Origin of the sequence: Henriciella marina (assembly GCF_027213945.1) — a bacterium.
Classification (GTDB): Bacteria; Pseudomonadota; Alphaproteobacteria; order Caulobacterales; family Hyphomonadaceae; genus Henriciella; species Henriciella marina_A.
On the sequence record NZ_JAPWGW010000002.1, the window covers coordinates 274,670 to 288,057 of the forward strand.

Genomic DNA, 13,388 nt, shown 5'->3' on the forward strand with positions numbered 1-13,388 from the left:
AAGGTAATAGGGCGTATTTCATCATGGCCTGAAAGCTCCAAATAGATCGGTTGGAAACGGTCCGCACACGAAGGCGTTCCCGCGCCCGCTCAGTATGGCCTAGAAATCAGGAACAGGCGTTCCCTGCGCCGCCAGACCTGCCACGATGTTGGCTTGCGTGCGTTCGACATCGTGCTGTGTTGCCGCCCGGCGAAGTCCCTGAAGCCGCTCCTGCCCCAGCCATTCGCCGTTCCGCACAACACCTGACACCGACGCGGCGCAATCAATATCGGCCAGCGGGTCGCAGCTGTAGACAGTCAGATCAGCGGCGCAGCCCGCTTCCACGCATCCATTCGCATCGCTCTCACCCAGCACAAGCGCGGCGTTCCAGGTGGCGGTCTGCAAGGCCTCAAAGGGCGTAAGCCCAGCATCGACGAGAAGTCGGAGCTCGTCGATGAGCGACTGGCCGGGCACGTTGATGAAGGTGCCCGCATCGCTTCCCGCCAACAGCCTTACGCCTTCCTCCGCGAGGATCTTGGTCATGCGCGCCTGAAACGCATCCTCTTGCTGGAGGGGCACCCGATCTGCAGACGCCCAATAGGCTTTCACCTCTGCTTCCAGCCCCTGCACGAAGGGGTTGAGCAGCTCCACGCCTTCACGCTCAGCCGCGGCGCCCTCTGTTTCTGCCATACGAAGCAGATTGTGATGCGCGACGCGCGTCGGCGTCACGCCAACACCGTCATCCGCCAGCTGCCGCGCCAGCGCCCTCGCCGCAGCCTCGTCTTTTCGCGCCCGCAGGCCATGCCAGACAATTGTCTCAACATGTTCCAGCGTCTCGAAGCCATCGTCAATGATTTCGCCGAACGCAATATTGAAGGGTTCACTCTCCGGCACGCCAAGGGCGCGTATGCCCTCCGGGCTATGGCCGGTGACAGCCATACCGCGCAGACGCGCTTCATCCAGCGCCGCTTCATAGGCGTCGCGCGTGAGGTTCGAATACACCTTCAGGCGTGTGAAACCGGCCTCGGCCTGCCAGGCGACGGCCGCGCGTGCCTCCTCGGCTGTTTCGACAAGCTGATGGTTGTCCTGCTGGTTCGCCCCGGCGCTATTCAGGATTGGCCCAGATGTCAGCAGCCGGGGACCAAGACGCTCGCCGCGCGCAATTTCATCCTGAAGCACCAGATGAAATGGCATTCCAGAGAGGTTACGCACCGTCGTCACACCATATGACAGGTAAGCGTCGAGCTCAGTCTCATCCCAGACATGAACATGCATATCCACGAGGCCTGGCGTTACCGTACGGCCTTCGAGGTCAATGATTTGATCGGCGGTAAAGTTCGAAGTGGCATCGCCAATGGCGGCAATCTCGCCCCCGCGAACCAGCAAGAAGGCTGGCTCCTCGATCCGGGGCGCTTCACCCGAAAGGTCGATCAGCCGGGCATTGGTGAGAAGCAGCGCGCCTGTATCGCCTGGCTCTTGCTCCGCAACAGGGCTACCGGCGCAAGCCGAGAGGAGAAGCATCGCCAGCGCCAGCCCCGGCGCCCTGCCCCGGTTCGACGTCACGCTAGAACGGGATCTCGTCTTCAAAGTCCTGATTAAAGTCCTGCGGCGGACCATCGAGTTGGCGTGGGCCACCACCGCCGCCGCCATAGCTGCCACCGCCCGAGCGACCGCCACCGCCGCCGCCCTGGCCACCGCCAGCGCTATCCAGCATGGTCAGCGTACCGTCAAAGCCCTGCAGGACGACTTCGGTCGAATAGCGGTCAGCGCCGCTCTGGTCCTGCCATTTGCGGGTCTGCAGCTTGCCTTCGATGTAAACCTTGGAGCCTTTTTTGAGGTATTGCTGCGCGATCCGCACCAGCCCCTCGGAAAAGATGGCTACCTGATGCCACTCGGTCTTCTCGCGGCGTTCACCTGTATTCTTGTCCTTCCAGGTCTCCGACGTGGCGATCCGCAGATTGCAGACCTGGCCGCCATTCTGGAACTGACGCACTTCCGGGTCTGCTCCCAGATTGCCAATGAGAATGACCTTGTTCACTGAGCCTGCCATATCGCGCTCCATTCATTTCCGGTTCGAATCCAGCTTCCGGGTGTAATACGACACTTGGCGCATGTCGCCCTCGCACCCCATATTTCCACAATCGGCAGCTTAAATGGCTGCAGACGGCACAATGTTCATCTTTTGTTCTGGTCGTCAAGCTGGACTCCAGTTACACATGATACTTCAACGCTAGACGAGGCGCGGTCCCGAAAGGCTATGTCGATGACGTCACCCGATCTTCGCATGATACGCGTGCGCGGCGCGAAAGAACACAATCTGAAGAATGTCGATGTCGACATCCCCCGCGACAAGCTTGTCGTGCTGACGGGGCTGTCGGGCTCGGGCAAGTCCTCGCTCGCCTTCGACACCATCTATGCAGAAGGCCAGCGGCGCTATGTCGAGAGCCTCTCTGCCTATGCGCGGCAGTTCCTTGAGCTGATGCAGAAGCCGGATGTCGAGAGCATTGAGGGCCTCTCGCCTGCCATCTCGATTGAGCAGAAGACCACCTCGAAGAACCCGCGCTCGACTGTCGGCACCGTGACCGAGATCTACGACTATATGCGCCTCCTCTGGGCGCGTGTCGGCATCCCCTATTCGCCCGCTACCGGCCTGCCCATCCAGAGCCAGACCGTTTCCGAAATGGTCGACCGGACGATGGACCTGCCGGAGAAGACCCGGCTCTACCTGCTCGCGCCGATGATCCGCGGCCGCAAGGGCGAGTACAGGAAAGAGTTTGCCGAGCTCCTGAAGAACGGCTTCCAGCGCGTGAAGGTCGACGGCGAGTTCCACGATCTCGAAACCCCGCCGACGCTCGACAAGAAGTTCAAGCACGACATTGATGTCGTCGTTGACCGCGTCGTCATCCGCGAAGGCATGGAGCAGCGACTCGCAGAAAGTTTCGAGACGGCCCTCGGCCTCGCCAATGGTATCGCTGTGCTGGAATATGCAGACCTTGAAGACGGCGAGACACAAGCCAAGCGTATCACCTATTCGGCCAATTTCGCCTGTCCTGTCTCCGGCTTCACCATCCCGGAGATCGAGCCGCGCCTCTTTTCGTTCAACAATCCGTTCGGCGCCTGCCCGGCCTGTGACGGTCTTGGCCAACAGTCCAAGGTCGACCCTGAACTGGTCGTCCCCGACAAGGATCTGTCGCTCGCCAAAGGGGCTATCGCGCCCTGGGCCCGCGCTGCTTCTCCGTATCAGACCCAAACGCTTCAGGCGCTGGCCGACCATTACGACTTTGACCTCGACACAGCCTGGAACAAGTTGAAGCAGAATGTCCGCGACGTTGTGCTTCACGGCACGGACGATGAAGAAATCCAGTTTGTCTATGATGACGGCCTCCGCCGCTATGAGGTGAAGAAGACGTTTGAAGGCGTCATTCCGAACCTCAACCGCCGCTACCGCGAAACGGACAGCCAGTGGGCGCGCGATGAGATATCCAAGTTTCAGTCCGCCGCCCCCTGCCCGTCCTGCAATGGTAAAAGGCTAAAGCCCGAAGCGCTCGCGGTGAAGATTGACGGTCTCGATATTTCCGACAGCGCCGAATTCTCGATCAAGCAGGCCGGCGACTGGTTCGGCCAGGTCGTCGACACGCTGAACGACCAGCAAAAAGAGATCGCCTCGCGCATTTTGAAAGAGATCAACGACCGGCTAATCTTCCTTAATGCGGTCGGCCTCGAATACCTGTCCCTGTCACGCGCGTCCGGCACGCTGTCGGGCGGTGAGAGCCAGCGCATCCGTCTCGCCAGCCAGATCGGGTCTGGCCTGCAGGGCGTCCTCTATGTGCTTGATGAGCCAAGCATCGGGCTCCACCAGCGTGACAATGAACGCCTGCTGGAAACCCTCAAACGCCTGCGCGACCTCGGAAACTCCGTACTCGTGGTGGAGCATGATGAAGACGCCATCCTGACCGCTGACCACGTCATCGATATGGGGCCGCGCGCCGGTGTCCATGGCGGCCAGATCATCGCCGAGGGCACGCCAGAGGAAGTCATTTCTCATCCTGACAGCCTCACCGGCGCATTCCTGTCCGGCAAGGAAGAGATTGCGGTTCCAGCGAAGCGCCGCCTCAAGAAGAAGTCCCGCTCGCTCACCGTCAAAGGCGCGAGCGGCAACAACCTCAAGAATGTCGACGCGACCATACCGCTCGGCACGTTCACCGCCATTACGGGCGTGTCCGGCGGCGGCAAGTCCACACTGATCATCGAAACGCTTTACAAGGCGCTTGCCCGGAAGCTGAACGGTGCCTCACAGGCTCCATCGCCTTATGAGAGTCTCGAAGGCCTCAACCATCTCGACAAAGTCATCGACATTGACCAGTCACCGATCGGGCGCACGCCGCGCTCCAACCCGGCGACCTATACGGGTGCTTTCGGGCCGATCCGCGACTGGTTTGCCGGCCTGCCAGAAGCCAAGGCGCGTGGCTACAAGCCAGGTCGCTTCTCGTTCAACGTGAAAGGTGGGCGCTGCGAAGCCTGTCAGGGCGACGGCGTCATCAAGATCGAGATGCACTTCCTGCCAGATGTCTATGTCACCTGCGAGACCTGTAACGGCAAGCGCTACAACCGTGAAACGCTGGAAGTCCTCTACAAGGGCAAGTCCATCGCCGACGTGCTCGACATGACAGTGGAAGAGGCTGAAAAGTTCTTCCATGCCGTGCCGAGCATCCAGTCCAAGATGGAAACGCTGAGCCGGGTTGGCCTCACCTATATCAAGGTGGGGCAGCAGGCGACGACGCTCTCAGGTGGTGAGGCGCAGCGTGTCAAACTTGCAAAAGAGCTGTCGAAACGCGCGACCGGCCGGACCCTCTATATCCTTGATGAGCCGACGACCGGCCTCCACTTTGAGGATGTCCGCAAGCTTCTCGAAGTGCTGCATGAGCTGGTCGATGCTGGTAATACGGTCGTGGTGATCGAGCACAATCTCGACGTCATCAAGACGGCCGATCATCTCGTCGATATTGGTCCTGAAGGCGGTGATGGCGGCGGCAAGATTGTTGCTGTCGGCACACCGGAAGAAGTGGCCGCCATTGAAGAAAGCTGGACGGGCCGTTTCCTCGCAGAGACTTTCCGCCGGCAGGATGAGCGCCGCGCATCCTATGCCAGACAGCTGAAATCAAAACAGGCGGCCGAATAGCGCCGCCTGTTCTCAGGCAAAAACGTCTGGGGCCTGTGCGATACCGCCGCCGCGCGGATCAGTCTTCGCGGCCAGCGATGCCGGTCCCGCCCAGACATAGGCAAGCAATCCGTTGATCGTCAGAAGCACGGCATAGATGCCGACCACACTGGCGATAAAACGTCCTTGCAGGACAAAGAAGATCAGTTCTGCTGGGTTCGCTTCGATCTGCTCGATACTGCCAAAGTTCGCCATGAAGATAGAGAAGGTCGCTGCAGCCCCGCCCGAATAGAGCACCGTGAACACGATCCAGAAAATGATACCAAGGAACACATAAGCGAAGAAAAGCGGCAGGAACCGGCCACGGCTCGCACCCCAGGCATTCAGGAATTGCAGGCGTTTGTCCCGTACTGTCAGGCCAGCCGCTGGCGACAGGCGAACTGTGCAGTAAAGCCAGCCAAATGCCGCCAGCAGGAAGACGATGGGAACGCTGAAGCCAAGCGCATAGGTCTCCCCACCCCCGATGCTCATGATCATCGCCCCCAGTAATCCCGCAATGATCGCACTCGCGAGATAGCCAACTATGTTGAACAGGAACCACATCAGCGCCACGAGCAGTAGCCGGAATTCATCCGCGCCAATACCAATGCTGAACCCCTCTTCGCGGACATAGCGCCGCTGGATCGCCGCTTCAAACATGGACCAGACCAGCGCTGTCAGCAGCAATAGTCCGATATACGAAAAGACGATGCGGCCCGCCATGCCAGAGATCTCGCGCGTCAACACCACTTCGATGTCGTCGCCCGTCAACGCTTCGCGGGCGACTTGAAGCAACACATCAGTGAAGAGCCCGATAAGCGGCTGGAAAAGGACATAGGCCAGCCCGCCCATGAGGAGCACGGCGAGCAGATAGGCTAGCGCATACTTCCAGATAAAACCGCCTGGCCCGCGCGCCTGGGCAAAATGCAGCATGGCATTCGCGAAACTGAACCTGTGCTCCACCATGCCCTCCCCGGACGTGATACAGCTTCAGCACTCAGCCGAAAGTGGTCTCCGCGTCAACTCGGGTTGGCGCGAGCCGCTGATAAAGCGCAACCGCGAGACCATGCCCGAGCCAGTAGAACGGTGCGAGGATGAGAAAGGCAAGCGCTGCAAGCCCAGCAAACTCAAGATCACCGAGCGCTTCGGCCGATTCAGGCGGCGGCGCGTAAACGCTGATAACCGTTATGATCCCGCCAGAATGAAGCACAAACGACGCAATCAGGGACAAGACTAGCCACGGCAGAAGTTGCAGGCTGACCCAGAGAAGGGCGAGCTTCGAGACATGCTTCGACGTCCACGGCCAACTCCTGAAGATCGTGATGTGACGCTCCGCAATCGTGGCTGCGCCAAACAGAAAGAGGCGAAGCCCGAGCCAGATCAGCGCCCCTGCCGATACGACCAGCAACAGGTAAAGGATGATTGCTGCACCAGAACCCGATAACGCATCGATTGACCGCCAGACCTCGTCAGCGGCCTGCCCGCTTGCTGACGGGTCATAACCGGACGCGTCGATCAGCACGCCTGCAAAGATCGAGAAAAACAGCGTCATCAGGAAAATCAGGATGAAATAGAGCCCGTAGACGGCAAGGTTTGCAAGGAACAGCCTGCAGGCGTCTCCCAGAACACCAGACGTGCCGGCCTCCGGCAAAAGCTGGCGATACATCGTCGCCGACCAGAAGCTGCCGACGAAGATTACGAGCAGCCCCATAGCGAACCAGTAGAACACTGGCTCACCGCCTTCGCTTGCCAGGCGGTTCACATAACTTTGCGCGAAGACGGCCGACGCCATAAGCAGAAGGCCCGGCAGGGTCGGCAGCGCCACCTTGCGCGCATGGCTAAGAGCGTCTCTCGAGATGGAGGCGGTATGTAAGGCCAAGGCCGCTACCCTGCTTGCAAAGATACTGAATTCACGCCTCTAGGCTAAGCATGCAGGCCGGGTACAAGTCGACTGAAAATGGCCGTGGCAGGACATCGTGTCCCACCACGCCATTCAATTCAGAACTGGCGTCGTCTAGTTGTCGCGGCGTGCGTCTGGCAGACGGTCATTGATATCGTCGCGAATGTCGAGCACAGCCACGATAAGACCGCAGATGACGCTTGCAAGGATCCAGCCGGCAATCGTGAAACCGGCGATTTCTGCGACACGTGCCAGGTCACCGCTCAGGCCGTATTCTGCTGCGAACACCCCATCCTGATAGATGCCCAGCAAGACACCGCACACGATGATCGCCAAGTAGGCAACATAAACCATCGCCCGGAAACTGTTGATAATAAAGAATTTCACGTCACACCCCCAAAAATACCATGGCCGCTGGATTATTCCTGGCCAAATGCGCAGCGCGGTGCTGCCTCGAAGATGAAAGCGAAGATCTGTTCCTGCTCCCTTGCAGAGTTCCCCGGTATTGAAATCTCCTGCTCGCCACCATTCCTGGCGATGTCGGCAAATTTGGCAAAAAGCTCGTCATCGAGCGAATCTTCAGCCGCGTCGGTCAGGCACGCACATTCTGCTGCTTCCATGCCGACTTCCGTCTCGCAAAACTTCATGATGGCCCTGCGGTCACCAGAACTTCCGTCGCAGGCTACCAGGACGAAGCTGGCAAGCAGGACTGAGACTGGAAATTTCATTTTTGCTTCCTTCTGAGGCTTTCTAGCCAATAGGGTTCTGACGAACCCGGTAGAGATTCCAGGGAAAAACCGATCTTATTCCCGACGGAGAATACGGTCGAAGCTTATTCGGCCTCGCCGCTTCCGAAGGAAATCAGCCTTCACCGCATCGCGATCATAGTCGTCCTTAACCCACGCCATAAAGTCTTTTCCCGTCTCGCGCGAGCTGTCCAGATAGGCTTCGAAGAACGCGTCCAGCATTCCGGTCTTGCCGGATTTGACGTGCAGGTAGCGACCAGACAGCTGTTTGAGCGCCTTTTCGACCGGCATGCCCTGCCGGAATATCATGTAGAAGGCACTCATCAGACCGGCCCGGTCCGCACCCGATTTGCAGTGCATCAGCGCCGGATACTCAATCGTTTCAAAAAGGTTGCGTGCCGCCTCAATGCGCTCAACCGTCGGCGTATCGCGTGAAAAGACCTGAAAATCGACGAGTTTTATGCCGACCGCTTCGCAGGCTTCCTTCTCAAGGAGATAATACCCCTTGGTGCTCTCACCGCGCAGATTGATGATCGTCTTGATGCCTCGTGCGCGCGCATGTTCTGCCACCTGCCGAGGGTTCGGCTGGTTGGAACGCCACATTTCGGGGCTGATCTGATGCAGGTTCTGAAAGCCTTCCCGCAGAAAGCCATGATCACCGAGCACCATCTCCAGCTGGGCACGGCGCCGCCCCTCTGCCGTAGCCAGATCTGCCGCAATGTGAGGCGGCTTCTTGCGCTTCTTCTTTTTCTTCGGCGCGGCTTTGCGCTCAGGCTCTTGGTCAGGCTGGGTCATCGCTGTTTTGGCTAACCAAGCCCGGCGTCCGGCGCAAGCTTGGCGCGCACGACGTGTCTCTAAACCACCCGGTAACCGGGGCCACCTAGCTTCACCGTCATCGTACACCAATGCGTCCAATCAACTGGGACAGGACATGAAGCTCACCCGCTCAATTCGCGCAGCTCTTCTCCTGCTCGCCTGTCTGGCCGGACTCTCTATTCCAGCTCACGGCAGGCAGGTCTCGCTTGAGCCGACGTCGCTGGAACTGAGTGCCGCCCCCGGAGACCGCGAACGTGCCTTCGTCACTCTGCAGAATGACAGCCCGGATGAGACGGTCGAACTCACCATCGGTCTTACTGACTGGACCATTAGCGCCGAAGGTCAGCTCGAACTTGAACCGCCCGGTGATGCGCCGGACAGCATGGTAGACTGGGTCCGCTTCAGCCCAGCCTATATCTCACTCGCGCCCGGCGAATCCCGCGAAATCCTCGTAGACATCAAAATTCCTGACACGGCGGCACCTGCAGGCTCGCGCAGGATTGCCCTCCTCGCCTCAGCGATTGCACCTGTGACAACGTCAGACGGCGGCAGCCTTCTTCGAAAGATCGAGGAAACCAGCCTTATCTATCTCACCGGCCCGGACGCGAAGAGCCTGCCCGTCATTGAGGCCGTCACGCACGTTCTGCTCGCAGACGGCTCAACCGCGCTTCGTCTGGAGGTCTCAAATACAGGAACGGCCCATGCGCGCCTTCAGGGCACGATCCAGATGGACGCGAATGGCGACACCACATCTTTGCCCCTGGCAAGCCTCGTTGTGCTGCCAGAAACCCGCCGGGCATTCCTCATCCCGCTCGCTGAGCCGCTTTCAGAAAATGCGATGGTATCGGCCAGCCTGACCAACACTCACGCTCGGCAGCATGAAAGCGGACGAGCGGACCTCTTACGCTATTCCGCGCCGCTTGGTGAGGCCGCACCGCTCAGGTAGCCAAGCCCCTGCAACATCGACACCGCCTCATAAAGCGGAAGCCCAACGATCGCTGTGTAGGATCCGTTTATCCGCCGCACGAAAGGCGCCGCCTGCCCCTGTATCGCATAGCCGCCTGCCTTACCGACACCGTCGCCGTCATGCGCGTAGTGTTCGATCTCGTTAGTGGTGAGCCGTTTGAACAGGACGCGGGAGCGGACAGCCCGCAGAGATATCCGCCCATCTGGCGCACAGACGGCAAGGCCGGAAATGACCTGATGTGCGCGGCCAGACAGCATTTGCAGGCAATCGATCACTTCATCCGTGTCGCCCGCCTTGGGCAGGATGCGCCGCCCCATTGCGACGACTGTGTCACCCGCCAGCGTAAAACTTCCCGCCTGGTGCACGCGCAGCGCCTTTTCGCGCGCCAGGCGTTCGGCCAGCGCAGCGGGCGTCTCATCTTTTAGCGGAGTTTCGTCGATATCGGCCGGCCGGACCTCATCGGGCACAATTCCGGCCTGCGCCAGCAAGTCGAGCCGCCTTGGACTCGCGCTCGCCAGGATCAGGGGCGCGCGCGTCGCAGGCTTGATCACTATTTGAAGCGATAGGTGATCCGGCCCTTGGTCAGATCGTAAGGCGTCATTTCAACGAGGACCTTGTCGCCCGTCAGGATGCGGATGCGGTTCTTGCGCATCTTGCCAGCCGTATAGCCGATAATTTCGTGATCATTCTCCAGCTTCACGCGGAAAGTCGCGTTCGGCAGAAGCTCCATGATCGTTCCGTTGAACTCAATCAGTTCTTCTTTTGACATTGGCACTCCTTGTTTAGCCGCAGCGACTGTCAACCATCTCTGCGGGCCAGATATGGCGCGGTTCGTAACTTTCGTCACCTGTAAGGGCAAGCCGTAAAAGGCAACGCGGCTACACCGGCGCGTTGCGTCTGGTAACGGCTTGGAGAGGAATTTGGTGTCAGATTACGAAAATTCAATTCCTGGTGTGAATGATGCCGCATCGTCTCGCGACCCATAATGCCTTGCCAGCTGGCTCGGCCCTCTTGAATTTCCGCCATCTCGTTGACGGCATGCTGACCCCGTACATGATCATGGATCGAAGCCTGACCATCATGTATGCGAACCAGGCCTATCTCGACTCCGTTGAGCGCAAGCTGGCCGACATCGCGGGCAAGAATATCTTCCACGCCTTCCCCGACACAGATGACCGGACTGCACCGGTCCGCGAAAAATTCATCCGGACTTTGAACGGTGAGACGACGCGACTCGACCGGACCCATTACCATTTCCGACATGCCGACGGCACTGTCAGCACCAAATGCTGGCAATGCGTGCAGACCCCTTATTACGGCATTGATGGTGAGGTCGCCTATATCGTCCAGCACGCTGAGGACATTACAGAATCGGACAAGCTCCACGAAAGAAACGAGATAATCCAGCAGGAGCTTGATCACCGCGTAAAGAACATCTTCTCGGTGATACAGGCTGTTGCGATGCTCTCCGGCAACCAGGCCGAGAGTATCGAGGAATTCCGTAATGAATTCGCCTCCCGCCTTGCTGCCATGGGCCGCACACATGACCAGCTTCGCGACAATCAATGGGACGGGCTTGGCCTTCACGCCATCCTGAAAGATGGGCTGGATCAATTCTGTGGCCGCAATTGCGACCGCGTTACCATTTGTGGTCCTGACTTTCAGCTTGGTCCGCGCGGCGCCCAGCATGCCTCTCTTCTGGTGCATGAAATGGCGACGAATGCCGCAAAGTATGGCTGCTTTTCTGTCCCCGGCGGAACACTGCGCATCGAGACATCTCGCGGCGATGATGAGTACTGCTTCAAGGTCTGCTGGAAGGAAAGCGGCCTGTCTGGCGTGACCGCGCCTGAAACGACCGGTTTCGGCTCCCAGCTCTTCAGCTTCATGCCGAATGTGAGCTTTGAGCGTACATTTGAGGAAGATGGCCTTCGGCTGGAGCTGACAGCCCGGCTCCTTCACCCTCTGAAACAACCTGAAGAAATCGAATTTCCGAAAGCCTAGGTTGGCGACCGCGTCTGTCCGGCATGCAGCGCGCAGATCAGCGTGAACAGCCGCCGCGATGTATCGAAATCGACATCAATCTTGTTCTCCAGCCGCTCGGCCAGCAGCGTGGAGCCCTCATTGTGGATTCCGCGGCGGGCCATGTCGATCGCTTCAATCTGATGCGGGGACTGCGTCTTGATCGCCGAATAATAGTTCTCACAGATCATGAAGTAATCGCGGATGATCCCACGAAACGGAGAGACTGACAGGATGAACATGTGGACCTTGGTCTGGTCCTCCAGCCGGATATCAAAGACCAGCTTGCGCTCCATCATTGAGAGATGCAGCACATAGGGCCCGCGCTCATCGTCTCTTACACCGAACGAGTTTTCCTCGATCAGGTCAAAGATGGCCACCCGCCGCTCATGCTCAGCGTCAGGGCCGCTCGATGACAGCGTCTCTTCATCAATCTCGACGGCAACAAGGCGCTTATCTGCCATCACTCCCACCGCTATTGGTCCGAATGGAAACTGAGCGCGCATGGGCAGGCAGGCCCTCCGCCTCTGCAAGCCGCAGGACGGCTGGCGCCAACGCCGCAAACCCTTCCGGGCCCGCCCGCTGGACACTCATCCGTTTCATGAAATCCGTCAGGCCAAGGCCAGAGCTGAACCGAGCAGCGCGGCTGGTCGGCAGGACATGGTTCGATCCGGTGACATAGTCACCAAGCGCTTCTGGCGTATGATGGCCGAGGAAAACCGCGCCAGCATGCCGGATCTGCGGCAGCAGCATGTCCGGATCATCAATCGCAAGCTCCAGATGCTCTGCCGCAATCTCGTTCGCGATGTCTGCTGCCTGGTCCAGATCCCTGGCCAGGATGATCGCGCCATGCGTCTCCCAGGAGGTGCGTGCACGCACTTCTGTGGAGAGAGATTTCAACTGCTTTTCCACAGCTTCTTCCACAGACTTACCCACAGGCTTTTCCACAGTGATCAGGATCGACTGGGAAGACGTGTCATGCTCGCACTGGCTGAGCAGGTCAGCGGCAATCCAGTCCGGGTTTGCACTCTCGTCGGCAATGACGAGAATCTCTGATGGGCCAGCAATCGTATCGATGCCGACACGGCCAAAAACCTGCCGCTTGGCTTCAGCAACATAGGCATTTCCCGGCCCGACAATCTTGTCGACCGGCGTGAGATGGCCCGCACCGAAGGTCAGCGCGGCAACGGCCTGCGCGCCGCCAATCGGATAGTATTCGTCGACACCCGCCTTCAACGCCGCATAGGCAACGGCATTGGACAGCTGCCCACCCGGTGCGGGCGCAGTCATCACGACCCGCTTCACCCCGGCCAGCTTCGCCGGCACGGCATTCATCAGCACAGAGCTTGGATAAGACGCGAGACCACCCGGCACATAAACACCAACACTGTCGAGCGGCGTCCAGCGCCAGCCAAGCTCGACGCCTTCCGGGTCCTTGAAGAAATTATCCGAAGGCCGCTGGCGCTCATGATAGGCGGTGATCCTCTCAGCCGCATAATCAATAGCCTCGCGAAGGTCTGCCGGACATCCAGCTGCCAGCGCATGCAGGTCTACATTGTCCGACTGCAGCGTGACTGGGTCTAGCGTCAGCCGGTCAAACTTGGCGGTATAACGTGCCACGGCTTCGCCGCCCTTGACGCGCACGTCCGCCAGCACATCGGTCACGGTCTGCGCAACATCCTCGACCTCTCCGCGCGGCTCAGCGAGGAAAGCTGCGAGCTCGTCTGCGAAGTTGCCTTTTGTGCCGTCCAGCCATCTGGCCAT

General features: G+C 59.2%; 14 protein-coding genes. 3 read left to right on the top strand and 11 right to left on the bottom strand.

What is annotated here, in order from left to right:
* Positions 1-99: 99 nt before the first annotated feature.
* Positions 100-1,542 (bottom strand): amidohydrolase family protein, encoded by a 1,443-nt coding sequence (locus tag O4G74_RS07705; RefSeq protein ID WP_269402056.1) that lies wholly within the window; start codon positions 1,540-1,542, stop codon positions 100-102.
* Between the two features lies 1 nt (position 1,543).
* Positions 1,544-2,029, bottom strand: coding sequence for a single-stranded DNA-binding protein (gene ssb / locus O4G74_RS07710; RefSeq protein ID WP_119380989.1), 486 nt, complete (start codon positions 2,027-2,029; stop codon positions 1,544-1,546).
* A gap of 213 nt (positions 2,030-2,242) precedes the next feature.
* Here ssb and uvrA point away from each other — a divergent pair, with 213 nt between their 5' ends.
* Positions 2,243-5,158: an excinuclease ABC subunit UvrA gene (uvrA, locus tag O4G74_RS07715; RefSeq protein WP_331283522.1), complete on the top strand. Its 2,916-nt coding sequence runs from the start codon at positions 2,243-2,245 to the stop codon at positions 5,156-5,158.
* Between the two features lie 12 nt (positions 5,159-5,170).
* Here the strand turns inward: uvrA and O4G74_RS07720 are convergent, their stop codons facing one another.
* From O4G74_RS07720 to O4G74_RS07740, 5 genes are all read right to left on the bottom strand, one after another.
* Positions 5,171-6,139: a hypothetical protein gene (locus O4G74_RS07720; protein ID WP_269402058.1), complete on the bottom strand. Its 969-nt coding sequence runs from the start codon at positions 6,137-6,139 to the stop codon at positions 5,171-5,173.
* 34 nt (positions 6,140-6,173) lie between these two features.
* Positions 6,174-7,055 carry a hypothetical protein gene (locus tag O4G74_RS07725; RefSeq protein ID WP_269402059.1) on the bottom strand — a complete coding sequence of 294 codons (882 nt, stop codon included), beginning with the start codon at positions 7,053-7,055 and terminating at the stop codon, positions 6,174-6,176.
* Between the two features lie 135 nt (positions 7,056-7,190).
* Positions 7,191-7,463, bottom strand: a complete 273-nt coding sequence (locus O4G74_RS07730; RefSeq protein ID WP_269402060.1) for a hypothetical protein — start codon at positions 7,461-7,463, stop codon at positions 7,191-7,193.
* Positions 7,464-7,495: 32 nt separating this feature from the next.
* Positions 7,496-7,804 carry a hypothetical protein gene (locus O4G74_RS07735; RefSeq protein ID WP_269402061.1) on the bottom strand — a complete coding sequence of 103 codons (309 nt, stop codon included), beginning with the start codon at positions 7,802-7,804 and terminating at the stop codon, positions 7,496-7,498.
* Between the two features lie 75 nt (positions 7,805-7,879).
* Positions 7,880-8,617, bottom strand: a complete 738-nt coding sequence (locus O4G74_RS07740) for a fused DSP-PTPase phosphatase/NAD kinase-like protein (protein WP_269402062.1) — start codon at positions 8,615-8,617, stop codon at positions 7,880-7,882.
* 136 nt (positions 8,618-8,753) lie between these two features.
* Here O4G74_RS07740 and O4G74_RS07745 point away from each other — a divergent pair, with 136 nt between their 5' ends.
* Positions 8,754-9,584, top strand: coding sequence for a hypothetical protein (locus tag O4G74_RS07745; protein WP_269402063.1), 831 nt, complete (start codon positions 8,754-8,756; stop codon positions 9,582-9,584).
* Here the strand turns inward: O4G74_RS07745 and O4G74_RS07750 are convergent.
* On the bottom strand, positions 9,545-10,153 hold the full coding sequence (locus tag O4G74_RS07750; RefSeq protein WP_419715376.1) for a Maf family protein: 609 nt from the start codon (positions 10,151-10,153) through the stop codon (positions 9,545-9,547). The genes O4G74_RS07745 and O4G74_RS07750 overlap by 40 nt on opposite strands.
* 2 nt (positions 10,154-10,155) lie before the next feature.
* The gene (infA, locus tag O4G74_RS07755) at positions 10,156-10,374 is read right to left on the bottom strand and encodes a translation initiation factor IF-1 (protein WP_018147535.1); all 219 of its coding nucleotides are present in this window, start codon (positions 10,372-10,374) and stop codon (positions 10,156-10,158) included.
* 191 nt (positions 10,375-10,565) lie between these two features.
* On the opposite strand from infA, the gene O4G74_RS07760 reads away from it, so the two are divergent.
* The gene (locus O4G74_RS07760) at positions 10,566-11,606 is read left to right on the top strand and encodes an HWE histidine kinase domain-containing protein (protein WP_269402065.1); all 1,041 of its coding nucleotides are present in this window, start codon (positions 10,566-10,568) and stop codon (positions 11,604-11,606) included.
* Here the strand turns inward: O4G74_RS07760 and O4G74_RS07765 are convergent.
* Both O4G74_RS07765 and hisD read right to left on the bottom strand, forming a co-directional pair.
* Positions 11,603-12,088, bottom strand: coding sequence for a UPF0262 family protein (locus tag O4G74_RS07765; RefSeq protein WP_269402066.1), 486 nt, complete (start codon positions 12,086-12,088; stop codon positions 11,603-11,605). The two genes, O4G74_RS07760 and O4G74_RS07765, sit on opposite strands and share 4 nt — an antisense overlap.
* Positions 12,078-13,388 (bottom strand): histidinol dehydrogenase, encoded by a 1,311-nt coding sequence (gene hisD, locus O4G74_RS07770; RefSeq protein WP_269402067.1) that lies wholly within the window; start codon positions 13,386-13,388, stop codon positions 12,078-12,080. The genes O4G74_RS07765 and hisD overlap by 11 nt, the downstream gene beginning before the upstream one ends.

What these genes read in the sequence shown, in the direction of transcription:
- hisD (WP_269402067.1), bottom strand. Translation starts at nt 13,388, where the DNA reads ATGGCCAGATGGCTGGACGGCACAAAAGGCAACTTCGCAGACGAGCTC.
- O4G74_RS07765 (WP_269402066.1), bottom strand. Translation starts at nt 12,088, where the DNA reads ATGGCAGATAAGCGCCTTGTTGCCGTCGAGATTGATGAAGAGACGCTG.
- O4G74_RS07760 (WP_269402065.1), top strand. Translation starts at nt 10,566, where the DNA reads ATGCCGCATCGTCTCGCGACCCATAATGCCTTGCCAGCTGGCTCGGCC.
- O4G74_RS07745 (WP_269402063.1), top strand. Translation starts at nt 8,754, where the DNA reads ATGAAGCTCACCCGCTCAATTCGCGCAGCTCTTCTCCTGCTCGCCTGT.
- ssb (WP_119380989.1), bottom strand. Translation starts at nt 2,029, where the DNA reads ATGGCAGGCTCAGTGAACAAGGTCATTCTCATTGGCAATCTGGGAGCA.
- uvrA (WP_331283522.1), top strand. Translation starts at nt 2,243, where the DNA reads ATGACGTCACCCGATCTTCGCATGATACGCGTGCGCGGCGCGAAAGAA.
- infA (WP_018147535.1), bottom strand. Translation starts at nt 10,374, where the DNA reads ATGTCAAAAGAAGAACTGATTGAGTTCAACGGAACGATCATGGAGCTT.
- O4G74_RS07735 (WP_269402061.1), bottom strand. Translation starts at nt 7,804, where the DNA reads ATGAAATTTCCAGTCTCAGTCCTGCTTGCCAGCTTCGTCCTGGTAGCC.
- O4G74_RS07740 (WP_269402062.1), bottom strand. Translation starts at nt 8,617, where the DNA reads ATGACCCAGCCTGACCAAGAGCCTGAGCGCAAAGCCGCGCCGAAGAAA.